Annotated in this window: 19 protein-coding genes; 13 read left to right on the top strand and 6 right to left on the bottom strand. The window is 63.0% G+C overall.

What is annotated here, in order from left to right:
• Positions 1-997: alpha/beta hydrolase (locus VN047_RS05365; RefSeq protein ID WP_325540786.1), on the top strand; the 997-nt coding region annotated here is incomplete at its 5' end.
• A gap of 209 nt (positions 998-1206) precedes the next feature.
• On the opposite strand, the gene VN047_RS05360 is transcribed toward VN047_RS05365, so the two are convergent.
• Positions 1207-2460, bottom strand: a complete 1254-nt coding sequence (locus VN047_RS05360; RefSeq protein WP_325540784.1) for a sel1 repeat family protein — start codon at positions 2458-2460, stop codon at positions 1207-1209.
• A 440-nt stretch (positions 2461-2900) separates the two neighbouring features.
• Between VN047_RS05360 and chrA the strand changes: the two genes are divergently transcribed.
• The gene (gene chrA, locus VN047_RS05355; RefSeq protein ID WP_325540782.1) at positions 2901-4088 is read left to right on the top strand and encodes a chromate efflux transporter; all 1188 of its coding nucleotides are present in this window, start codon (positions 2901-2903) and stop codon (positions 4086-4088) included.
• Between the two features lie 202 nt (positions 4089-4290).
• Here chrA and VN047_RS05350 read toward each other — a convergent pair whose 3' ends face one another.
• Positions 4291-4911 carry a glutathione S-transferase gene (locus tag VN047_RS05350; protein WP_325540780.1) on the bottom strand — a complete coding sequence of 207 codons (621 nt, stop codon included), beginning with the start codon at positions 4909-4911 and terminating at the stop codon, positions 4291-4293.
• 4 nt (positions 4912-4915) lie between these two features.
• Positions 4916-5398: a hypothetical protein gene (locus VN047_RS05345; RefSeq protein ID WP_325540778.1), complete on the bottom strand. Its 483-nt coding sequence runs from the start codon at positions 5396-5398 to the stop codon at positions 4916-4918.
• A 132-nt stretch (positions 5399-5530) separates the two neighbouring features.
• On the opposite strand from VN047_RS05345, the gene VN047_RS05340 reads away from it, so the two are divergent.
• Positions 5531-6193 carry an alpha/beta hydrolase gene (locus VN047_RS05340; protein WP_325540776.1) on the top strand — a complete coding sequence of 221 codons (663 nt, stop codon included), beginning with the start codon at positions 5531-5533 and terminating at the stop codon, positions 6191-6193.
• Positions 6194-6277: 84 nt separating this feature from the next.
• On the opposite strand, the gene VN047_RS05335 is transcribed toward VN047_RS05340, so the two are convergent.
• The 3 genes from VN047_RS05335 to VN047_RS05325 form a co-directional block, all read right to left on the bottom strand.
• The gene (locus tag VN047_RS05335; protein ID WP_325540774.1) at positions 6278-7402 is read right to left on the bottom strand and encodes an ABC transporter substrate-binding protein; all 1125 of its coding nucleotides are present in this window, start codon (positions 7400-7402) and stop codon (positions 6278-6280) included.
• On the bottom strand, positions 7399-8739 hold the full coding sequence (locus VN047_RS05330; RefSeq protein ID WP_325540771.1) for a sensor histidine kinase: 1341 nt from the start codon (positions 8737-8739) through the stop codon (positions 7399-7401). The genes VN047_RS05335 and VN047_RS05330 overlap by 4 nt, the downstream gene beginning before the upstream one ends.
• Before the next feature lie 68 nt (positions 8740-8807).
• Complete coding sequence (locus tag VN047_RS05325) at positions 8808-9473, bottom strand: response regulator transcription factor (protein ID WP_325540769.1); 666 nt, start codon at positions 9471-9473, stop codon at positions 8808-8810.
• A gap of 296 nt (positions 9474-9769) precedes the next feature.
• Between VN047_RS05325 and VN047_RS05320 the strand changes: the two genes are divergently transcribed.
• From VN047_RS05320 to VN047_RS05275, 10 genes are all read left to right on the top strand, one after another.
• The gene (locus VN047_RS05320; RefSeq protein ID WP_325540767.1) at positions 9770-11083 is read left to right on the top strand and encodes a sugar ABC transporter substrate-binding protein; all 1314 of its coding nucleotides are present in this window, start codon (positions 9770-9772) and stop codon (positions 11081-11083) included.
• Complete coding sequence (locus VN047_RS05315) at positions 11080-11967, top strand: sugar ABC transporter permease (protein WP_325540765.1); 888 nt, start codon at positions 11080-11082, stop codon at positions 11965-11967. The genes VN047_RS05320 and VN047_RS05315 overlap by 4 nt, the downstream gene beginning before the upstream one ends.
• The gene (locus VN047_RS05310; protein ID WP_325540763.1) at positions 11964-12791 is read left to right on the top strand and encodes a carbohydrate ABC transporter permease; all 828 of its coding nucleotides are present in this window, start codon (positions 11964-11966) and stop codon (positions 12789-12791) included. The genes VN047_RS05315 and VN047_RS05310 overlap by 4 nt, the downstream gene beginning before the upstream one ends.
• Before the next feature lie 19 nt (positions 12792-12810).
• On the top strand, positions 12811-13848 hold the full coding sequence (locus tag VN047_RS05305; RefSeq protein WP_325540761.1) for an ABC transporter ATP-binding protein: 1038 nt from the start codon (positions 12811-12813) through the stop codon (positions 13846-13848).
• Positions 13848-14615: an SDR family NAD(P)-dependent oxidoreductase gene (locus VN047_RS05300; RefSeq protein ID WP_325540759.1), complete on the top strand. Its 768-nt coding sequence runs from the start codon at positions 13848-13850 to the stop codon at positions 14613-14615. Before VN047_RS05305 ends, VN047_RS05300 begins: the two co-directional genes overlap by 1 nt.
• A gap of 104 nt (positions 14616-14719) precedes the next feature.
• The gene (locus VN047_RS05295) at positions 14720-15946 is read left to right on the top strand and encodes an SGNH/GDSL hydrolase family protein (protein ID WP_325540757.1); all 1227 of its coding nucleotides are present in this window, start codon (positions 14720-14722) and stop codon (positions 15944-15946) included.
• Between the two features lie 86 nt (positions 15947-16032).
• Positions 16033-17418: an ectonucleotide pyrophosphatase/phosphodiesterase gene (locus tag VN047_RS05290; protein WP_325540755.1), complete on the top strand. Its 1386-nt coding sequence runs from the start codon at positions 16033-16035 to the stop codon at positions 17416-17418.
• 35 nt (positions 17419-17453) lie between these two features.
• Positions 17454-18314, top strand: a complete 861-nt coding sequence (locus VN047_RS05285) for a phosphatase PAP2 family protein (RefSeq protein ID WP_325540752.1) — start codon at positions 17454-17456, stop codon at positions 18312-18314.
• Entirely contained in the window at positions 18314-19210 is an 897-nt protein-coding gene (locus VN047_RS05280; protein ID WP_325540750.1) for an ROK family protein, read from the top strand. Before VN047_RS05285 ends, VN047_RS05280 begins: the two co-directional genes overlap by 1 nt.
• A 130-nt stretch (positions 19211-19340) precedes the next feature.
• Positions 19341-22157: a TonB-dependent receptor plug domain-containing protein gene (locus VN047_RS05275; protein WP_325540748.1), complete on the top strand. Its 2817-nt coding sequence runs from the start codon at positions 19341-19343 to the stop codon at positions 22155-22157.
• Positions 22158-22260 lie beyond the last annotated feature (103 nt).

Raw genomic sequence — 22260 nt, 5'->3', positions numbered from 1 at the left:
GCGCCTCGGTGCGCAAGTCCCGGTCGCCGCGGGTTCGCCGGCTGAAGCCGATGCGCTGCTCCGGCTCGTGGATCCGCAGCTGCGCGGACCGTTTTTGGCCAACCGGACCGTCGTCGATGCGCTAACCTTGCCGCAGGTGCGCGAACGCATGGCGGCGCATATCCCGCCCTGGCTCGCCCATCCTCCTATCGTCCGCCGCGCGATTCCCGGGCCAAAGGGCGCGCCTGACGTCGCGATCGCGATCATCAACGCCGGCACGACCGGCGCGCCGCGGCCCGCGCTCCTCCACCTTCATGGCGGCGGTTATGTGGCGGGCGGCATCGCCGGCGAACTGGCGATGGCGCAGCGGCTCGCGCGCGATCACGAATGCGTCGTCGTCAGCGTCGACTATCGGCTCGCGCCGGAAACGTGCTTTCCCGGTGCGCTCGAGGATAATTATGCCGCGCTCAAATGGGTGGTCGCGAACGCCGCCGAACTCGGCGTCGATACGCGCCGCATCGCCGTCATGGGAACGAGCGCCGGGGGCGGCCATGCCGCGATGCTGTCGGCTGCGGCCAAGGATCGCGGCGAGGTCCCGATCTGTTTTCAGCTCCTGCTCTCGCCGATGCTCGACGATCGCACGGGCAGCAGCAGGCCGATGCCGCGGCACATAGGCGCCTTCATCTGGACCGCCGACGCCAACCGCTTCGGTTGGTCGTCGTTTCTCGGCGTGCCCGCGGGTTCGACAAATGTGCCCGAAGGCGCGGTGCCGTCGCGCCGGCTCGACCTCGGCGGGCTCCCGCCAACCTATATCGGCGTCGGATCGATCGACCTCTTCGTGAGCGAGAATATCGAATATGCAGCGCGGCTCGTTACCGCTGGCGTGCCCGTCGAACTCAACGTCGTGCCCGGCGCCTATCATGTCTTTTTTGCGATCAAGCCCGATGCCGGCGCGTCGAGGCTTTTCGGGGCGTCGTACAACCGGGCCCTGGCGCGCGCTTTCGCTGCGCCTTGGTGATGGAATGACCGAAATTGGCGGGAAGGCGCCGTTTGGCTGCTTTCTCCGTTCGACGCCTAACAGCAGACAGTCTGCTATCGGCCAGTTCGAACAGGAGAGCGGCTAGGCGGAAATGCCCCTTCCTCTCGGGAGCTTGGGTCTCCGGCAATCTCGGGGCAGTTCAAGCCGCGATGGGTTCGCTCCGAGATGTTGATGTCTCGCACTCATGATCATCTTCGTGACGATTCGGCACCAACAAAGAGGTCACGCATCTGGCGCCGCATTGCTTGGGCAGCGTCGTAATCATCGTCGATCGTGGCTAGTTTCGCGCAGGATATAATCGGGCCGTGGCGAGCGGCTTGTATGTCGCAATCTTTTATCCAGCCGGCGCGGCGTGCAGTTTCGCGCTGGTATAGAGCCACAGCCTCGTCGCAGACCGTCTTGGCGTTATCGGTGCAGCCCATCGCAAGCGCCAGATAAGCGGCATATTTGACATGACCGTCGGACGAGAGGCTTCCGTTTTGCGCCTCCAGAATCGACTGTGCGAGAAAATGACAGCCCTCGGGGTCGATCAGCAGATCTTCATTTTGCAGGAAACAGGCTTTGGCCAGAAAGACCCGCGCAACATTGCGATCGCGTTCTGCCCCCACGCCGGTCAGATACATCCAGCCAAGATATTTGCAGGCGTAGGGGCCTTGGCCCGGGTCATCGCCGCTGCAAACGCGACCGAACCTGTCTTTCGCGCGGGCGTAATCGCGCAACTGCCGCTTCTGCAAATACAGCTTCCCCGCCTCGTAGCAGCCCGCGGTGATCAGCCTCGCGTCGCACGACATGTCATAATGTTCCAATGCGCCGCGGAGGTCTCCGCTACGCTCGGCTCCGACACCGCGCGACCAGCAAGTGTCCACGTTATTCCTGGCCTGGCATGCGGCCGACTGCTTGGCCGGCAGTGGATATTCAATGTCATAATTGGGAAATGTCTCGCCGTCCGAGGAACGCTCCCTGCCGATCTCGCGCATGTGCGCGAGCAGCCGGTCGTGGACGCGTTCGATCGTAACCGGTCTGCAACTCAGCCTTGCAAGGTCCTTGCCGGCGCGGCGGACAGTCACGGTTCCGAACGGGATATATGCCGAAGGGTCTGGCTCCACTCCATCGCGAAATCCCGCCGCAATGCGATAGGTCGTGTCACCATTCGCAAAGGTGATGATCTCGTCGATCGTGGACCCTGGTCCGTTTTTCCTTCGATAGTCCACTTGCATCAGCGGGCTGGTCAGGACGAGCTCGGGAGCAGCTCCCGGTCGCCCGTAACGGTAGACGGCTTCGCTGCCGACGATCGATACCGATGCCCGTCGGTCCTGGCCATCGATCTGGCAAGACAGCACGTTTTGCTCGGAGCGGTCTTTCGCCATCGCCGCAGTGGCACCAAGGCCGGTGAGAATTGCGCCGACGATCACCTTCTGCAACCAACGATGGAAGAGTCTCATTTCAAATCCTTTCCCGCTCCGATTATCGCCGGAGCCAGTGTCGCGCAAAGGGTGACTGCTATGGGTAGGGTAGGAAGCGGTCGTCAGGCTTATAGGCGGCTGCCGTCGTAGACACCCCGCCTTCGTGACCGGTCCTTCGCCCGCATTCCACCTGACGTGCCAGACGCGAAGAGCACGGAGGGGAACGGCGATCAGCAGCTGGCACAGCGACGCCGGGATGCATCTGGCAGTGCGTGTGACGCCAGATTTGACATTCTTTGCGCCAAGAGACCGGCCGCTATTGGCCAAAGCTCATCTTCTCAGGATCGATAGCAAGACTGTCTTTCCTTCGATTTTAGGTGTGATAAAGGACGAGCGCGGGCAGTGCGGACGCCCGATCAGGTGACGACGTTGCCCAAGTTCCGCTCCACTATGCCGCCTTGCGGCAGGAGCGCGCTTGCATGACGAACATTGAACCTTCTCCGCCGCCTCTCAGTCTCGCCCGGCTGTTTCTCAAATTCCTGCGTTTCGGCTTTCTGGCCTTTGGCGGGCCGGTCGCGCAAATTGCGATGGTGAGGCAGTCTCTCGTCGACGAGGAACGGTGGATTTCCTCGGCTCGCTTCAATCGCCTGCTTGCGATCCTGCAAATCCTTCCCGGACCCGAGGCCCACGAGCTTTGCGTCCATCTCGGCATGCTCGCGCGCGGACGCATCGGCGGGCTGCTCGCGGGCCTCGGCTTCATGCTGCCCGGCTTTTTTCTCATGCTGGCTGCGGCGTTGGCCTATGATGAGTGGATCGCGGGTCAGGCCGACATGGCCAGCATCTTTTCCGGTGTCCAGATCGTCGTGCTCGCGATCATTCTTCGCGCCGTACACCGCATCGGTAGCCACATCCTCGAGGATCACATGCTCTGGGGTCTCGCAATAGCGAGCTTTCTCGCAACGCTCGCCGGCGTTCCCTTCTGGCTTCCGCTCATGGCGGCCGGACTCGCCTACACATTTGCGGCGCAGCGATGGACCGCACTCGCCATACTCGCCGCCGCAGTTGTTCTCGCGATCCTGCTGCCGCGAGCCAATGGCTTCGAACCTGCCGCCCTTGCGGTGGCCTCGGGCCCGGCAACCACCGCCGCGCTATTCCTCGCAGGTCTGAAGGGCGGACTCCTGACCTTTGGCGGCGCCTATACGGCGATCCCCTTTGTCCGTGCGGATACGGTTGGCCGGGGCTGGCTGTCCGACGCATCCTTCCTCGACGGCGTCGCACTCGCTGGTATTCTTCCTGCGCCGCTTGTTATCTTCGCGACGTTCACGGGATATGTCGCAGGCGGCTGGAGCGGGGCGATCGCAATCACGGTCGGAATGTTCCTGCCGGCCTTTGCCTTCTCGCTGATTTTCTTCGAGCGTCTCGAAGCAGTCGTCGAGCATCCCGCACTGCATCGCCTTCTCGCCGGCGTTGCAGCCGCAGTCGTTGGGGTGATTACCGCGACGTTGATCCAACTCGGCTGGTCAACGGCCGAGCGCGCAGAGAGCCTCTGGCTGCCGCCTTTGCTCTTCGTGGCCGCGCTTGTGCTTGTCTGGAAGCTCAAGGGCAAGTTCGTGACACCGGCGCTCGTCTTGGGGGGCGGCATCGCCGGGTGGCTTCTCGCGCTCTAGCCTGGAACGCCCATTGAAGGCGATGTCCGCTTCTGGAGCCCCTGGTTCCGAAGCGGACCTTCTCCAATCGGCCATAGGAATCCGCGAATGCCGGTTCACAAATTTGCGCTCTGCCCGACTTCCTCCCCTGAAGCTGCGCTTATGCAAGCGACCATTCCTCGATTTCCAGAGGAAAGCCTTGCGCGGCCCGCCCGATCGTCAGCTAATCCACCGTGTCACCAGAGAGAAGTGTTGCTTGCATCGAGGCGCGTTCAGCAAAGGAGGCGAACCTGTCGCTCAACCGGCGATTGTTGCGAAAGGATTGCAGACCGCGAAATTCCAGCCAGTCAAGCGTGGTCGCCAGGGCGATATGTCCGATATGAAGATCGTCCCCGAAATCCGTTTCGGTCTCGAGCCAGGCATAGCTGGATTGCAGCTTGGCGATATAACCGTCGCGCAAATCGTCGTAGCGCAGGGCAGGAGGGCGCCGGACGCTTTCCCACCGCACGGCAATTCCGGCATCCGCCATTCTCTGAGCTACCGCTTCGATCCGAAGCGCTTTCCAGCGTGCCTCGCCGATCGCCGGGATCAGCCTCGGCCCCGTGTGGAGCGTGTCGAAATAGGCGCAAATGACATTGGAATCGAAAATGGCAGGCATACCGGGACGCAGCAGGACCGGAACCTTGCCGAGCGGGTTCTGCCCGAACACTTCATCATTGCGCGCGGTGGGGCTGGTTTCATGATGAATAACCGCAATATCGTCGGCAATGCCTGCTTCGTGCGCGAACACGAGCGCCTTGCGCGCATAGGGAGAGGGCGTCTGATACATCAGGGTCGCGTTCATGGGCTCAATCTTTCGAGGCGAGGGGAAGGGGGGCGGCTTCGGTCGTCAGAGCGAGCCGTTCGGTCTGCCGGGCTGCCGCGTGAATGATGATCGCAAGGGCGGTCGTGACCCTGATGGCAGTTGGAACATGCAAAAATTCATTCGGGCCATGGGCGTTCGATTGCGGGCCAAGAACGCCTGTCACCACAAACTGCGCGTGCGGGAACCGTTCGCCCAGCATGTTCAGGAACGGAATGCCGCCGCCGCCGCCATATCTGACACAGGGGCGCCCGAATGTCCGGCGCGAAGCCTCGTCGAGGGCTCTCGCCAGCCAATCTGCCGTGTCGGGCGCATGCCAGCCGGGGGACGTGAACGCGATGTCGAACGAAACATGGCAACCATAGGGAGGACTGGCCTCCAGCAGGCGCTTCAACGCAGGCCCCGCTGCGTCAGCATCCAGCGTTGGCGGCAGGCGGAGGCTCAGTTTCAAGGATGTCTCGGGCAGCATGACCGACGCTGCAGCGTGGACGGCATTTGTTTGGACGCGCGATGATCCGGCATCCGCTTTGGACAGCTGCCGCGAAGTGAAGTGGGGCGCACGCCCGGCTGACAAATGGCCAGCGATACCCATATGAGGTGCATGACCCTGTCCAAGATCGTAAACGGAGCCAGTCTCAAGCCGCGCTCCGGAGAGCCGCCCAAGAAAATCGTCCTGCTACTGCACGGCTTCGGATCGAGCGGAACCGACATGATTGCGCTCGCGCCAGCATGGCAGGAGGCGCTCCCGGACACGCTGTTTCTGGCTCCGCATGCGCCGCAGCGCTGCGGCATGATGGGCAGCGGGTATCAATGGTGGGGGCTTTCCGGCTTTGCGCCGTCTGCGCTCGCCGCAGGCGCCGCCTCGGCCGCGCCGGCGATCGACGCCTTCATTGACCGCAAGCTCGCACAATATGGTCTGAGCGAGGCTGACCTCGCCATCGTCGGCTTCAGCCAAGGGACGATGATGGCACTGCATGTCGCGCTGCGGCGACCGCGGGCGGTGGCTGCCGTCATTGGCTATTCCGGCATGTTGGTAGGGACGCTGGGACTGAATCACGGAGAGTTCCCAAAGCCGCCAGTGCTCTTGGTGCACGGCACGGCCGATCCGGTTGTCCCGGTCGCCGCGCTACACATGTCGGAGAGCGAGCTCAAACGTCTCGGCATCGAGGTCACGACGCACGTCTCCTACGGCGTGGCGCACACCGTGGATCCCGTCGGACTTCGCCTCGGCCGGGATTTCGTAGCGAAAACATTGGCTCGCTAGCCCGCTTTTCGCCGTCCGGGCCTGAACCGGACCATCACTCAGCACGATCAGGAGCACCTGCTGCTGAAGCATGGGCTGCCAGTTTCATTCGGATGCCGGTGTGAGGCTCGATCCAGCGGGAGCGATCGCCTCGCGCCACTCGCGGATGAGATGCTCGCGGCGCGCCCGATCCTGGAGGCTCAGCAGCAGCGGTGTGACCGACGCTTGGGCGAGCAGGCGATCGGCTTGCGCAGCCGCCAGCGCTGGCGTCATTCCCGGCGGCACAAGGTTTTGGCGCGCTATCCCTCTGGCCTCGTCGGAAACCAGAAACTGCGCAAGCTTAAGCGCCGAATCGGGATCGCGCGCACGCTTCGGCTGCATGAACGACAAGGTCTGGAGTGCCTGATAATCATCTGGCAGGATCACCGTGATCCGGCTTCCTGCGCGCTGTGCCTTGTAGGCGTACGAGAGCTGCACATTGTAAGCGAAGAGGATCTCGCGGCGATCGAGGGCGTCGACCATCACATTGGAGCAGCAGTAAAGGCGGATATCGGAGCGTCCCAATCCTTCGAGAAGGCGACCATAAAGCGCATCCTGGTTTGAATCGGATGCAGCAAGGTCATAGCCATCCGCGGAAGTTTCGATGTCATAAGTGCCGACGCGGGCACGGTCGGCGGGCAGGGCGCGCAGCCATTCCAGCAGGGCGACATGGCTCGGCGGCAGCGGGCCGTCGAGTTCCCGGCTGAACACGAATACGGCGGGCTCGACCGTAAAGGCGACCACCTGATCGCGCCAGCTCGCTCTCGCCGGTGCCGCCCGGCCGATTGCCGAGGGCAGAGTTGCGGCACAATTCTCGTTGGCGAGTCGTACCAGATGGTCGGTGGAGGACGTCAAATAGATATCGGCTGTGCGCTCGCCCTCTTTGCACGCCCACAGCGCGCGTTCGAGAAGCGCGTCGTTTCGCGACTGGATATAGACGAGTGAAAGGCGCGTATTGTGCCGCTGGAAGGCGAGAAAGAAAGGACGCATGAAGCCCGCCTCGATCGACCCCGAAATCACCAGCGGCGGGCCCTGGTCGTCTTCTGGCGCCGGAAAGTAGGTGACCAGCGCTCCGGCCGGCGGCGAATAATCGCCTGCAGGGCCGCGGTTTGCAGCGACATGAAGCGCGACCGCAGCGACGATGCCCAAAAGCAGCGCTGAAGCCCCTGCGATTGAGGCCAGACGCTTCATGCAGCTTTCTCGAACGGCGCCGAACGTCCGAGGATAAAGCGGATTTCGAAAAATTTTTCTGCGGTCCACGCAAAGGCGAGCATGCCGCCATGGGCCTTCGCAACGTCGGCGGCGATCGACAGCCCCAGCCCGGCGCCCTCGCCCTCGGCACGTGGAAGCTGGAACGGCCGTGTCGCCATATCCCATAGTTGCGAAGCGATGCCCGGTCCGTCGTCGGCGATCGCGACGCAGATCTTGTCCGGCCCTTCATCGATCCGCACGCGCAGCATCGTGGCTGCGCCATGCGTCACAGCGTTGTTGACGAGGTTCGCAAGAGCCTCGCGCAGACTGATGTCATCGCCCGGAACAGTTATGTGCGGCACTGCGTGGTCGAACTCGACCGAAAGGTCGCGGTCGAGCGACTCGGGTATGGCGTCGCGCAGCACGTGGCGCACGAGCTCGACGAGTTCGACCTCTTGGTGCGGAATGCGGTCGCTGCGATAGCTGACCATCGCCTGGCCGAGCAATTGGTGCGTCAGGCGGCTGAGCTTGCCGAGATGTGCCCGGATCCGTTCGACACGCATGCGGCGCGATTGCGCCGTCTGGTCAGTCAGCAGCAGTTCCGTCTGCGCGCCGAGCGCGGCGAGCGGCGTGCGGATCTGGTGCGCGGCCACGCCCGCAAAATTCTGCAGCTTGTTCAGCCGCTCGTTGAGGCGGTGGAAGCTGTGATTAATGGTCTCCACCAGCGCCCGGGTTTCCGACGGGCTTTCGACCTCGATCGGTCCCGTGTCCTGGGCGCGCCGCGACGCGAGTGCATGCCCGATACGATCGAATGGCCGCAGGGCGCGCTTGACGGCTTCGAGCGAGGCAAGGAAGCCGAGGGCGGCGACAAAGATGATAATCCCGCCGATCTTTAGCATCAGCCCGGTAATAAGCTGGTAGCGCGCGCCCAGCGATTGCGCGACAACGACGCTGCTCCACCCTTTCGTATCGAGTGAGGCGATGAATCGGTGAATGGTGACGGTGCGCATCGTCTCACCGTCATCGTCGATGTAATCGAGTGCGGGCAGGCCTCCTTCCTGTGGTCCGGCCCCGGGCAAAAGCCCCGGCTCCCCCGTCAGCAGCGAGCCATCGGGCGCACGTACGGCGAAGAAAAACCGGTCGTCCTTCGATTGTGCCAGCGTTTCGAACGCGGAATCGGGCGGCAGCACCGAATATTGACCGTTCTCGGCGGTTATCGCTTCGCTGATCTGGGTCGCTGAACTGATCAGGAGCTGATCGTAAGCGTCGGTCGCGGCTCTTTTGGAAAGCGTCCAGGCTGCCGTCAATGCACCCAGCGCGCCAATAAGAAAGACCATCGCAAGCAGGAGTCGCAACCTGCCGAAAATCGAGGGCGGAAGCACAAGGCGAGAGGCGCGGGCGACAATCATGTCTCGACGATATGATAGCCAATTCCGCGCTGAGCAGTGATCTCGACCCCCGAGCCCGCGAGCTTTCGCCGGAGCCGGGTGATCAGCACCTCGATACTGTTTTCGGTCGGTTCGGCGCTGAAGCCGAAAAGCTGGTCGAGAAGCTGCGCCTTGCTGAATACCATTGTCGGTCTTGCGAGAAAGACTTCGAGGAGCGACAGTTCACGCCGCGTCAATTTCGCCGGAACCTCGTCAATCCGGACGGTCCGGGTCGACCGGTCGAATACCAGTTTCCCGCACCTGAGTTCCGCCGCCCGTCCGCCCGAATGACGCCGCAGAAGCGATCGCACGCGCGCCTGCAATTCGCGAAAGTCGAACGGCTTCACCAGATAGTCGTCGGCGCCGAGGTCCAGCGAACCGATTCGGTCATCGATTGCGGATCGGGCGGTCAGGATCAGGACCGGCGTTTCGCAGCGGCGCTGGCGCAGGCGTCTGAGTAGCGTCAAGCCGTCGAGTTCCGGCAGCATCAGATCGAGCACGATCAGTTGATAGCTGGTGTCGCGCAGCCATTCGTCGGCTGTCTCGCCGTCGCGCGCCCAATCGACGGCGTGGCCGAGCGCTTCGAGGCATTCGACGACGCCCTCGCCGACATCGGCGGTGTCTTCGACGACGAGTAAGCGCATTCAACTCTCCGCTCGGTGCGCGGCGGGAAGGCGGGCTCCCGGACGCAAGAATCGACCGATTAGCGCCGGGAAAGCGCCGTTTTTATAGTCGCTTGACGACCTTTCTTGAGCGCGTTCAGGCCACGCTATGGTCGCGCATCTGCATTGAAACGATGCCCTCAGTCAATCGGACATCGTTCCGCACCTCGCTCCGGGTCCTTCTTTCGGATTGTCAGGATAATGAAAGTTTGGGCTCTCATCTGGACACCCACAGCGGACCGCGAGTTCGCGACCGGGACAGGGGGAGGCCGCGCGACATGCGGGCAGGTTGGGCATTATTGGCGGCGGTTGCTTTGTCGGGTTGCGCGTCCGACGAGAGTGCGCCCACGACGCTCACGATTGCGACCGTCAACAATGGCGACATGGTTCGCTTGAAGAGCCTGGCCACCGGTTTCGAGACGTCGCACCCGCGGATCAAACTCAAATGGGTGGTGCTGGAGGAGAATATTCTCCGTCAGAAGGTCACGACCGATGTCGCGATCCGCGGCGGCCAATACGACGTCGTGATGATTGGCGCCTATGAAGTGCCGATCTGGGCCAAGCGGAAGTGGCTCCAGTCGCTCGACGACCTCGGTCCTGCCTATGAGGCCGACGATCTGATCGCGCCGGTGCGGGCGGCGGTATCCTATCGTGGCGTTCAATATGCTGCGCCGTTCAACGCCGAGGGTACGATGATCATGTATCGTACCGATCTTTTCCGGCGTGCCGGGCTGACCATGCCCGCGAAGCCGAGCTGGGAAGATCTGGCGCGTGCCGCGGCGGCGCTGAACGATCCGGGGAACGGCATCTACGGCGTCTGCCTGCGCGGCAAGGCCGGATGGGGCGAGAATATGGCCTCGATCCTCACCGTTGCGCATTCCTATGGTGCCCGCCTGGTCGACGACAAGTGGCGGCCGCAGTTCGATACGCCCGAGTGGCGCAAGGCGATCGACATGTATGTCGGCCTGTTGCGGAACTGGGGGCCGCCGGGTGCCGCCGCGAACGGCTTCAACGAAAATCTTGCACTCTTCTCGCAGGGGCGTTGCGCGATCTGGTTCGACTCTACCGTGGCCGCACCGTTTCTGAGCGACCCCGAGACGTCGAAGGTAGCCGACCATGTCGGCTTCGCACCCGCTCCCGATCAGGGGCTTGGGCGCAGCGCGAACTGGTTGTGGACCTGGGCGTTCGCCATTCCGGCCAGTTCGAAGAAGGCTCCTGCCGCGAAAGAGTTCATCGGCTGGGCGGCAGGGCCCGGCTATGCTTCGGTCGCAGCCCGGCAGGCGGGCTGGCTTGCCGTGCCCCCGGGAACGCGTCTGTCGCTCTATCGCAGCTCCGCCTATCGGCGTGCGGCGCCCTTTGCCGACGTCACGCTGCAGTCGATCAATGCCGCCAATCCCGGTCAGCCCTCGCGGTTGCGCGTGCCCTACATCGGGGTGCAATATGCCGCCATACCCGAGTGGCAGGGGATCGGCACGGAAATCGGCCAGCAATTCTCCGCCGCGATCGCGGGCCGCGTGTCGACCGGCGATGCCCTGGCGGAAGCGCAGGCTGCAACCCGGCGCCAGCTGACCGACGCGGGATATTATCAATGACCGGCAGCGCAGCTATCCGCCAGCGCAGCTATCTGCAGGGGCCAGGCCGTCTTCTGCTCGCTCCGGCGATCCTGCTGCTGCTCGCCGCGTCGATCGCGCCGCTCGTTGCGACGGTCAAATTCTCGCTGAGCGACTACCGCCTGCTTTTTCCGGACAGTGACGGGTTCGTGGGCCTGGCCAACTATGCGCGGCTTGCCGCAAGCCCCGATTTCCTGCCTGCGCTCCTCAACACGCTGGTGCTGATCGTCGTCGTGCTCGCAGCGAGCATCGGAGGCGGTCTCGCTCTCGCACTACTGCTCGACGGGCCCGTCATCGGACGCGGAGGGCTAAGGCTCCTCGTCATATCGCCGTTCTTCGTCATGCCGCCGGTCAGCGCGCTGCTCTGGAAAAATCTGCTGATGCAGCCGGTGTCGGGCTTCTTTGCATGGACGGCAGGACTTGTCGGGCTGCCGGCCTATGATTTCTTTTCGCATGCGCCTTTGCTGTCGATCGCGCTGATCGTGGCTTGGCAGTGGCTCCCGTTTGCCGCGCTCATCCTGCTTACTTCGCTCCAGTCCTTCGATCGCGAACTGCGCGAGGCGGCGCAGCTCGACGGGGCTTCGCCCGCTGCGATCCTGCTCCATCTTCAGCTGCCGCACCTCGCGCGACCGATCGCTATCGTCGTGATGATCGAGACGATCTTCCTCATCGGGATCTTTGCGGAAATCCTCGTGACGACCGGCGGCGGCACCGCCAGCACCGATCTGGCCTTCCTCGTCTATTCGCAGGCAATGCTGCAATATGACATCGGGGCCGCATCCGCCGCCGGGCTGGTTGCCGTCGTCTTCGCGAACATCCTCGCTATCTTTCTTATCAGGGCGGTCGGCCGCTCGCTGGAGGCATGATGCGCACGCGCCGCAGAAGTCGCGCTGTCGCAAGCCTGCTCGCGTGGGCTGCATCGCTGGCGATCGCTTTCCCGTTGCTCTGGGCCCTGCTCACGAGCTTCAAGACCGAGCTTGAAGCGGTATCCTTCCCGCCGCGCATCCTGTCTTTCGACTGGACGCTCGCCAATTACCGCGGGATCCTCGCCGGCGGCGATTATCTTCATTCGCTGATCAACTCGGTCCTGATCGCCGGGGGCTCTTCCACTCTGGTCATTGCGGTAGCGGTTCCGGCAGCCTGGTCGATGGCATTCGCGCCGACGCGGCGCACGCGCGGCATCCTCATGTGGATGTTGTCGACCAAGATGCTCCCGCCCGTCGGTGTCTTCATCCCTGTCTTCCTGTTCTACCGCGATTGGGGGTTGCTCGACAGCCGGGCCGGTCTCGTGGTCCTGCTCGCGGCGGCCAACCTGCCGATCGCGGTGTGGATGCTCTTCTCCAACTTCCGCGACGTGCCGGGTGAAATACTGGAGGCGGCGCGCATGGATGGCGCCTCGCTGTGGCAGGAACTCGTGTCGGTGCTCGCGCCGCTCGCGCTGCCGGGTATCGCGTCCACCTTTTTCCTCGTCTTCACGCTGGCGTGGAACGAGTCCTTCTGGTCGCTCAATCTCGTGACCACCGAGGCCACGCCGTTGACCGCGTTCATCGCCGCCTTTTCGAGCCCCCAAGGGCTGTTCTGGGCGCGCCTCTCGGCGGCGTCGATCCTTTCCATCGTCCCGGTCCTGCTGATCGGCTGGCTCTGCCAGCGCCAGCTCGTCCGCGGTCTTACCTTCGGAGCTGTCAAATGAGTAATTGGACCCGTTCGCGATGAGCGGCATTGTCCTTGAAGGCGTGACGAAGCGTTTCGGCGATCATCTGGCGACCGATGCAATCGATCTCGTCATACCCGATGGTGCGTTCACGGTTTTCGTCGGCCCGTCGGGCTGCGGCAAGACGACGCTGCTCCGGCTCATTGCCGGGCTCGAGGATATCGACTCTGGCCGGTTGCTGATCGACGGCGTGGACGCCGCGCAAACATCGCCCGCCGCGCGCGGACTGGCGATGGTGTTCCAGTCCTACGCACTCTATCCGCACATGACGGTGCGTGCCAACCTCGGCTTCGCTCTCAAGGTCGCGCGCCGGCAGCGGGCCGAAATCGCAGCCCGCACGGAGCGCGTTGCCCAAATGCTCAACCTGACGCAGGTTCTGGATCGCCGCCCGGCGGCATTGTCCGGCGGGCAGCGACAGCGGGTCGCAATAGGACGGGCGCTCGTTCGCGAGCCCAAGGCCTTCCTTTTCGACGAGCCGCTGTCCAATCTCGACGCCGAGCTTCGCGCGCAGATGCGCGTCGAGATCCGGCGCCTCCAGCAGCAACTGGGCATTACCGCGATCTATGTCACCCACGATCAGGCGGAGGCGATGACGATGGCCGACCGGATCGTCGTCTTTCGCGATGGCAGGGTGGAGCAGGCGGGCTCGCCGGGCGAGATCTACCGCAACCCTGCGAGCCGGTTCGTGGCAGGCTTCATCGGTTCGCCGCGCATGAACTTTCTTGGCGGCGCGGCCGCTGCCGCCCATTCGGCAGCGACGATCGGCGTCAGGCCGGAGCATCTGGCGATCGATCCTGCCGGCACGATAACCGCAACGATCCGCGCGGTCGAATATCTTGGCAGCGACAGCTTCGTCCACCTGCAGGCTCAATCGGGCGAAGCGCTCATCGCTCGCGGGGCGCCCGAACATGACCTGCGTCCCGATGAAATCGTCAAGCTGCGTATCGCCCCGGCGGCCATCCATCGTTTCGACGCGAATGACCGCGCGATGCCGGCACTGACCGCCGCGTGCGATACCTTGCAGGAGATCGTTTAATGTATATCGACCGCTTTCATCTGCCTGAAAAGGTCGCTCTCGTCACCGGCGGCGCGGGCGCCATCGGACTGGCAATCGCCGACGCGCTGCTCGAAGCTGGCGCGACCGTGATCCTCGCGGATCGTGAGAGTGGGCCGCTGGAAGAGGCGCTGCGCGAACGGCCCGGTGCCCGGCTTTCCTCCGTTACCTTCGACGTTACCGACCCGGATGCGGTAACCGCCGCCATCGACAACGTGGTCGCGCGCCACGGGCGCATCGATGTTCTCGTCAACAATGCCGGTATCGCGCGCAGCGAAACGCCCGCGGAAACCGTCACCGACGAGCATTGGCGTAACGTCATCGACGTCAATCTCAACGGCACTTTCTGGTGCGCGCGTGCGGCGGGGCGACACATGCTGGCACAAGGCAGCGGCGCGATCGTCAACGTCGGCTCGATGAGCGGCTTCATCGTCAATCGCCCGCAGGAGCAGAGCTTCTACAACGCCTCCAAGGCGGGGGTTCATCATCTGACCCGCTCGCTCGCCGCCGAATGGGCGCCGCGCGGCGTCCGGGTGAACGCGGTCGCGCCGACCTACATCAACACGCCGCTCAACGCGTTCGTGAAGGCCAAGCCGGACATGTATCACCGCTGGCTCGACGGTACGCCGATGGGCCGCATGGGCGAGGTCGACGAAGTGGCCGCCGTCGTCCTGTTCCTCGCGTCTGACGCATCGAGTCTGATGACGGGAAGCATCGTACTCGCCGACGGCGGTTATTCCTGCTGGTAGAGGTTTCAGTCTCAGAAATCTCAAAAAATAATAAAAATCAATGTAATAAATATATAATAATATTACTTCAATTAATAATAATATTATGGGCGAGGATATTTAGGATGAACAAGTACAATCGAAATATACTTGGGGTATTTATTTCGGCTTTTGCCCTCGCATCCGGCTCGGCGGCGGAAGCCAAATGGGTCGCGAGCTGGGCGGCGGGCTCTATTCCCCCCGGACCCAAGTCCGCCTCCTTTTCGAACCAGACGCTGCGTCAGGTCGTTCGCCTCTCGGCAGGCGGCGATGCGCTGCGTGTCCGGCTCACCAACGCATTCGGTACCGCGCCGCTGGCGATCGGCGCGGCGCGCATCGTCTTTCTTGATGACAGTGGCAGGGAGATTGCCGGCACGGCGCGCGAGCTGACCTTTGCCGGGGCATCCGACGCAACGATCGCCCGCGGCGCGCCGCTGCTCAGTGACAGCGTGAAGATCGCGGTGCCGACGCGCGCACGGATGGCGATCAGCCTCTATCTGCCGGGCGATAGCGGACCGTGCACCTGTCACAACAATGCGCTCGACGATACCGAGGTGTCGGCGCCGGGCGACTTCACCGCCGGCCCGTTCGAGCCCGCCGCGATCGTCAAGGACCGCGCCTTCCTCGCTTCGGTCGATGTCGATGCGCCGGGCGATGCCGCAACAGTGGTGGCATTCGGGGATTCGATCACCAACGGAACCGGTTCGACCTGGGCCGCCAACCGGCGCTGGCCCGATCAGCTCGCCGACCGTCTGGCCGACCGGGGCGACCGGGTCTGGGGCATCGCCAACGCGGGCATCAGCGGCAATCGCGTGATGGGCGACGGCACTGGAGAAAGCGCACTCACGCGGCTCGACCGCGACGTCTTCTCGCTTCCGAACGTCAAGATGCTGATCCTGTTCGAAGGCATCAACGACATCGGCCGCTCCTACGCCCGCTATCAGGGCGAAGCCGCGCAAACCCAAAAGCTGCTGCAGGGACGGCTCACCGACGCATCCCAGATGATCGCCGCCTATCGGCAGATCATCGACCGCGCGCACCAGCACGATATCAAGGTCTTCGGCGCCACCATCGCCCCGTTCAAGGGCGCGAGCTACTGGTCGCCGGAGGGTGAGGCGGTTCGGCAGGAAATCAATCGCTTTATCCGCACCAGCGGAGCATTCGATGCCGTCCTCGATTTCGACCGGGCGCTCGCCGACCCCGCCGACCCTGCCAGCATGCGCGCCGATTACCATTCCGGCGACCATCTCCACGGCAGCGATGCCGGATATGCCGCGGTCGTCCAGTCGATCGATCTCCAGCTGTTCAGATGAATGCGAAAACCGGGCGCGACCTTCTGCATTGGTTCGGCTCGCCACGTGATTTCGAAGGCGATGATTTCGCCGGAAAGGGAAGAATAGTGAAGTTTGTCTGGAAAAGTGCGATCGCGACCATCGCCCTCTCTTCGGTGTTCGCCGCGGTTCCCGTGCTCGCCCGTGCGGATACCGCGCCGCCTCGTCCCGTGCTGTTGATCACGATCGACGGTCTCATGCCGGATCATGTTCTTCAGGCCGACAAATACAAGCTGTCGATTCCGGTGCTGCGCAGCTTCCTCGCCGAGGGGGCCTACGCCAAGGGGGTCGTCAACGTCAGCCCGACTTTGACCTATCCGAACCACACGACGCTCGTCACCGGCGTTCATCCGGCCGAGCACGGCATCTATAACAATGCGGTGTTCGACCCGCTCGGCAAGGAGCGCGGCGAATGGCATTCCTATTATTCCGAGATCAAGGCGCCGACCTTGTGGAGCGCTGTCCATCAGGCGGGCAGGGTCACGGCGAGCCTGTGCTGGCCCGTCACCACGCACGCGGCCGATATCGACTATAATCTCCCGGAATTCGGCCGTAACGGCACCGCGCGCGCGCAATATCTCATGGAAGCGGTTTCGCAGCCCGCTGGTTATCTCGAGCAGCTCGAGAAATCGATCGGCCCCTATTATCTCGAACCCGACGTTGCGGCGAACGATCGGCGGATCGAGGCTGCTGCGCTCCTGATCATTGCGGACAAGCGCCCAGACCTCCTGACCGTTCATCTCGGCGCGTACGACCATGAGGAGCATGATCATGGTCCGGAAAGCGCTGAAGCGTTCGCCGAACTGGAGCGCATCGACGCTGCCGTCGGCCGGCTCATCGCCGCGGAACGGCGGGTGCATCCCGACGCCCATATCGTTATTGCATCCGACCACGGCTTCTATCGCTGGACGCACGCCGTACACCTCAATGCCGCATTGGCAAGAGCGGGATTGATCGCGCTGCGCGATCCCGCGGACAAGTCGGTCGAATCCTGGAAGGCGTTCGCATGGAACGGCGGGGCGGGGATGATCGTCCTGCAAAAGCCGGAGGACGAAGAGGTCAAGGCCAAGGTACGCCAGGTGCTGCACGCCTTGGCTAAAGATCCGGCCAACGGGATCGACCATATTTACGAGGGCGACGAGATCGCCGCGCTCGGCATGGCGCCCAATGCCTCGTTCGCAGTCGGTTTCCGGGAAGGCTACGCGATGGGCAGCGGCCTGACCGGGCCTTTGGTCGAGAAATTTACGACGATGCGTGGCAATCACGGTGCGTTGACCAGTTCGACGATGCGGCCCGACGTGCACGCAGCCTTCTTCATGAAGGGGCCGGGTATCGCTGCCGGCAAGAACCTCGGAATCATCGATATGCGTCAAATCGCGCCGACGATCGCGCGCGAATTGGGCGTGCCGCTGCCCACGGCGAAGCAGCCCGTTCTGCCGGTACGCAAACCATGAAGCGGGCGCGGTTTTCAAGGGAAGCGAGGCACGGGATGTCCAAACGGTTCACGGTTTTATCCGGCGTGGTGCTGGCCATGGCCTGTGCCGCCGGCGCCGGCAGCGCCGAACCGGTCGCGGGATATCTCGCGACAGACGAATTCGCGGTCGTGGATATCGTCGAGCCCGCCCCGCGGCCCGGCGACCCGCGGTACGAGACTGATCGCGAAATATTCCGTGCGACGAGAGCGTTGATCGGAACGCCGCGCTGGGCGCTTGCCACCAGCGACGCGAAGCTCGACACCGCTTCGCTGCTTCGCGACTTTAGCTGCGCGGTCGGGGTTGCGCTGACGAAGGAGAACGCTCCAAGGCTCGCCCGCGTGCTCGACCGCGCCAGCACCGACACCGCGCGTGAAACCGACGAGGCGAAAGCGGTCTTTAAGCGTCATCGTCCCTACACGATCGACGAGGGGCGGATCTGTCAGCCCCGCGAGGAACTTTATGACGTGCAGGCCGGGCGCGTCAGCTATGATTATCCGTCGGGCCACACGACGCGTGGCTGGACCTATGCGCTGGTGCTGTCGTCGCTGGTTCCCGACCGGACGCAGAGGATTCTCGAGCGAGGCCGCGCTTACGGCGACAGCCGTTTCGTCTGCGGCGCGCACAACGAGAGCGCGGTCGAGGCCGGAATGGTGTCGGCGACCGCGACGATGACTGCCGTGGCAGGAAAGCCAGCCTATCAGTCGGACCTCGCCGATGTGCGTGCTGAACTGGAGGCTCTGCGCGCGAACGGAACGCCGCCGCCGGGATGCGCCGCAGAAGCTGAAATCCTGAATCAGCGTGTGATGCCGCATCTTTCACCAAACGGCGGCTTCAAAGGCGAGCGAGGCGCTCCGGCGTTGCAGGGAAGCGACTGATGACGGGCTCTCATATCTTTGGCCTCGAACTCGGCGGAACGAAATGCGTCGCCTTGCGGGCGGAGGGCCATCATATCGTCGAGACGATCGCGGTTCCGACTGCCGAGCCCGGCGCGACGCTCGGCGTCATCGACGATCTGTTCGGACAATGGCAGCGCGAGCGACAGCCGGACGCGCTCGGCATCGCCAGTTTCGGACCCGTCGGAGTCGATCGCAACCGGCCCGATTGGGGGTTCATACTCAACACGCCGAAACCCGGTTGGGCCGGAACCGATATCGCCGGACGATATCGGCGTCTTCTGGGTGTCGAAGTCGGCTTCGACACCGACGTCAATGCCGCGGCGCTGGCCGAGACCTTGTGGGGCGGTGCTGTCGGTACGTCGTGCAACGCCTACATCACGCTTGGCACAGGCATTGGCGTGGGCTGCGTGGTGCGCGGGGAGCCTTTGCACGGGTGGCAGCACCCCGAATTCGGCCACCTGAAAGCACGGCGCATGCCGGGTGACGTTTTCCGGGGGAATTGCCCGTTTCACGGCGATTGCATCGAAGGCCTGATCTCGGGTCCGGCGATCGCCCGGCGAAGCGGCATGGCCGGCGAGCAGGTCGAAGACAAGCATCCCGTGTGGGACGGCGTCGTCCACGATCTTGGCGAACTGCTCGCCGGACTCATCCTTGGCCTGTCGCCCGAACGGATTTCGCTCGGCGGAAGCATCGCCTGCGCGCGCCCTTGGCTGGTCGAGCGGGCGCGGGGGGCGGTGATCGCATCGCTGGGTGGCTATTTTGATAATTTATCTAAAGATATCAATAGAATGATTGGGGTTACCGCGCTGGGGGACCGAGCCGGTCCGTTGGGCGCTATCGCGCTCGGCATGACCCGGATCGCGGCCGGCAAATAATATCCGCTTGAACGGATCCCGGCGAGGCCGGCGATCGACTACCAACATGGAGGGGTTTCCAATGACGTCCAGAGTTTCAATCGCCCGCGCCTGCCTGTCCACCGCAATCGCGGCGCTCGTGGCATCCAATATGGCCCATGCCCAGGCGCAGGAGGTCGCATCGCCCGTGCAGGACACGAGCGATGCGGGGCAAGCCAATGCGGCCGAAGCGATTGTCGTGACGGGTTCGCGCATTGCGCGCCCCGAAATTGACTCGGCCATGCCGGTCAGCGTCACCAGTATGGACGAGGCATTCGATCTTGGCCGCATCAGCGCCTATGATGCGCTGACCCGAGACCCCGCAGTGGGGCTGGGTGTCGGCCTCAACAGCAGCTTCGGCCAGAACTGGGACGGCGGTGTTGCTTCGATCAACCTCCGCAATCTCGGCACCAATCGCAGCCTGACCCTGATCGATGGCCAGCGGCGGGTTTCGGGTTCCGCGCGGTCTTCGGCGGTCGACATCAACATGATCCCCGCCGGTATGATCGACCGGATCGAGGTCGTGACAGGCGGTGCGGCTGCCATCTATGGCGCCGATGCCGTCACCGGCGCGGTCAACATCATCACAAGACGCAACATCGACAAGACCACATTGATGGCGACCGGCGGCATTTCCGAGCAGGGTGATGGATCGGAATTTCAGGTTTCGCTGGCCACTGGCGGCAAGTTCGCGGACGACCGCGGTTCCTTCACCTTCGGTGCGACCTATTCGAAAACGACGTCGCTGATGATGCAGGACCGGTATAGCTGGGACGACCAGCCGCTGTACCTGCCCAATCCCGCCAACACCGGCATCGGCGACGGCATTCCCGATCGTGTGACGCTCTATCATTATCGCCAGATCTATTACGCATACGAGCCAACCTTCTTCCTCAACAACAAGAACTACATTCTCGACGGCAACGATGTCCGCGAAGCTGTTCACGACGTGTATTACGGCAGGGGCGAGTTTGCGTTGGGAGACGGCGGCGACGGCCGCAACCTCGAAGACCAGCGCCAGCTGCGCGGCGGGCAGCAGGCGCTCGCGCTGCTCGGACGTTATGATTATGCGCTGACCGACACGATCGATTACGGCGGCTATTTTTCCTATGCGCGCACGGAATATAGGGGCACCGCCTCGCCCTATCGCGACGACAGCCGGGCCACCTTCCTCGGCGGCGCGGGTGGATCGGTCGCTTACCTCGACAATCCGTATCTGCCCGATTCCATCCGCCAGGTAATGCTGACGAACAATCTGACGAGGCTCAATATCTCGCGGACTTTCGGCAACTTCCCGATCCGCACCGACGATCATGATCGCGACACCTTCACCATCGGCCAGACGCTCGGCGGCAAGCTCACCGACAATTTCCGCTGGCAGGCATTCGCCCAGTACGGCCGCGCGGTAGATAATGTGACCACGCGCAACATCCCCTACAAATCTCGCTGGATCGCCGCGCGCGACGTCATCGCCGATCCGGTGACCGGCGATCCTGTATGCCGCAATGCCGCGGCGCGGGCGGCAGGCTGCGTACCACTGAACATATTCGGAATGGACGCGCCGAGCGATGAATTGCTCGACTACGTCATGGGTGACCGCAAGGAACGCCGCGTCAATACGCAACGCGTGTTCGGCGCAAGCGTCAATGGCGATCTCTTATCATTGCCTTATGGCGATGTCTCGATTGCCGTCGGGACCGAATACCGCAAGGACACGCTCAAGACGCGGGACGATCCGCTCGCGCTCACCGGTGAGCTGGTCTATTCGAGCGGCCCCGCTGCGCATCCCGAGCTCGACGCGAAGAACAGCGTGACCGAATTCTTTGGTGAAATTGTCGTCCCGGTGCTTCGGGATATGCCTTTCGCGCACCGCCTCGAGGTCGAAGGCGCCTATCGCTATTCCGATTACAGCACGGTCGGTGGCACCCATACATGGAAAGCCGGGGCGACCTGGGCCCCGACCGATGGGCTGACCTTCCGCGGCGTGCGGTCGCGCAGCGTGCGTACCCCGAATTTCGGCGAACTCTACGAAGCGCAGATCATCACCCAGCAGGGCTCGATCGACGACCCCTGCGAACTCGGTGCCTATTATGCCAGCGAGACGCGCGCGGCCAACTGCCGGGCACTCGGCGTCATCACGCCGCTTCCGGACGTCAAGGTCGGACCATGGGTCACAACCGGCGGCAATCCGGATCTCAAGCCGGAAACCTCCAACAGCTTGACGCTGGGCCTTATTTTCGAACCCAAATTCCTTCCCGGCTTCGATCTGACTGCGGATTACTGGAGCATCGACATCAAGGATGTCATCACCCAGTTCAGCTATTCGCGACTTCTCTATCTCTGCGTCGACCTGCCGACGATCGATAACCCATATTGCAAACTTTCGCAGCGCGAAGCGCCGCTAGGCAATCCAGTGTCGATTACTTCAACCCAGGTGAATGCCTCCCGCATGTACGCGCGCGGCATCGATGTTGGCGCCAACTACCGGACGTCTATCGGCGACGGGCAATTGCGGCTCAGCCTTAAGGGCAGCTATCTCCTCGAAAATGTGACGGAGACCACGCCGGGCATTTCGGCTGGCGACGTCGTGAACGATGGCGGCTGGCAGAATCCCCGTTTCCGCGGCACGTTGCTCCTGTCGTACAAAACCGGCGGCTTCAATGTCAGTCTCGACACCCGCTTCATCAGTACCAGTAAATATGAAGTAAATGTCGACTCACCGGAATCTTATGACGATAACAGCGTGCCGTCGCGTCTCTATAATGATCTGGCGGTCAGCTTCGATGTTGATGACGACCATATGATTGGTTTCGGTGTACGTAACATCGGTAACGTCAAGCCGCCATATATGCCCACACTCTATTACAATAGCAGCATGTATGATATCGTCGGGCGTTACTTCTATGCCAATGTGAAGGTCAGCCTCTGACGGTCAAACCAAGGCGCCCGGGATGCTCGCAACGCTTTCCGGGCCCATGGTTTTCGTGGATACGCGTCGCAGGTGGAATTATTGTCCGTTCCACACGCTCCGG

It is taken from the genome of Sphingopyxis sp. (assembly GCF_035565275.1).
In the GTDB taxonomy this organism is placed as follows: Bacteria; Pseudomonadota; Alphaproteobacteria; order Sphingomonadales; family Sphingomonadaceae; genus Sphingopyxis.
This window is presented reverse-complemented; position numbering and strand designations above follow the sequence as displayed.

What these genes read in the sequence shown, in the direction of transcription:
- VN047_RS05280 (WP_325540750.1), top strand. Translation starts at nt 18,314, where the DNA reads ATGACGGGCTCTCATATCTTTGGCCTCGAACTCGGCGGAACGAAATGC.
- VN047_RS05345 (WP_325540778.1), bottom strand. Translation starts at nt 5,398, where the DNA reads ATGCTGCCCGAGACATCCTTGAAACTGAGCCTCCGCCTGCCGCCAACG.
- VN047_RS05295 (WP_325540757.1), top strand. Translation starts at nt 14,720, where the DNA reads ATGAACAAGTACAATCGAAATATACTTGGGGTATTTATTTCGGCTTTT.
- VN047_RS05360 (WP_325540784.1), bottom strand. Translation starts at nt 2,460, where the DNA reads ATGAGACTCTTCCATCGTTGGTTGCAGAAGGTGATCGTCGGCGCAATT.
- VN047_RS05300 (WP_325540759.1), top strand. Translation starts at nt 13,848, where the DNA reads ATGTATATCGACCGCTTTCATCTGCCTGAAAAGGTCGCTCTCGTCACC.
- VN047_RS05325 (WP_325540769.1), bottom strand. Translation starts at nt 9,473, where the DNA reads ATGCGCTTACTCGTCGTCGAAGACACCGCCGATGTCGGCGAGGGCGTC.
- VN047_RS05350 (WP_325540780.1), bottom strand. Translation starts at nt 4,911, where the DNA reads ATGAACGCGACCCTGATGTATCAGACGCCCTCTCCCTATGCGCGCAAG.
- chrA (WP_325540782.1), top strand. Translation starts at nt 2,901, where the DNA reads ATGACGAACATTGAACCTTCTCCGCCGCCTCTCAGTCTCGCCCGGCTG.
- VN047_RS05335 (WP_325540774.1), bottom strand. Translation starts at nt 7,402, where the DNA reads ATGAAGCGTCTGGCCTCAATCGCAGGGGCTTCAGCGCTGCTTTTGGGC.
- VN047_RS05340 (WP_325540776.1), top strand. Translation starts at nt 5,531, where the DNA reads ATGACCCTGTCCAAGATCGTAAACGGAGCCAGTCTCAAGCCGCGCTCC.
- VN047_RS05320 (WP_325540767.1), top strand. Translation starts at nt 9,770, where the DNA reads ATGCGGGCAGGTTGGGCATTATTGGCGGCGGTTGCTTTGTCGGGTTGC.
- VN047_RS05330 (WP_325540771.1), bottom strand. Translation starts at nt 8,739, where the DNA reads ATGGTCTTTCTTATTGGCGCGCTGGGTGCATTGACGGCAGCCTGGACG.
- VN047_RS05305 (WP_325540761.1), top strand. Translation starts at nt 12,811, where the DNA reads ATGAGCGGCATTGTCCTTGAAGGCGTGACGAAGCGTTTCGGCGATCAT.
- VN047_RS05310 (WP_325540763.1), top strand. Translation starts at nt 11,964, where the DNA reads ATGATGCGCACGCGCCGCAGAAGTCGCGCTGTCGCAAGCCTGCTCGCG.
- VN047_RS05275 (WP_325540748.1), top strand. Translation starts at nt 19,341, where the DNA reads ATGGCCCATGCCCAGGCGCAGGAGGTCGCATCGCCCGTGCAGGACACG.
- VN047_RS05315 (WP_325540765.1), top strand. Translation starts at nt 11,080, where the DNA reads ATGACCGGCAGCGCAGCTATCCGCCAGCGCAGCTATCTGCAGGGGCCA.
- VN047_RS05285 (WP_325540752.1), top strand. Translation starts at nt 17,454, where the DNA reads ATGTCCAAACGGTTCACGGTTTTATCCGGCGTGGTGCTGGCCATGGCC.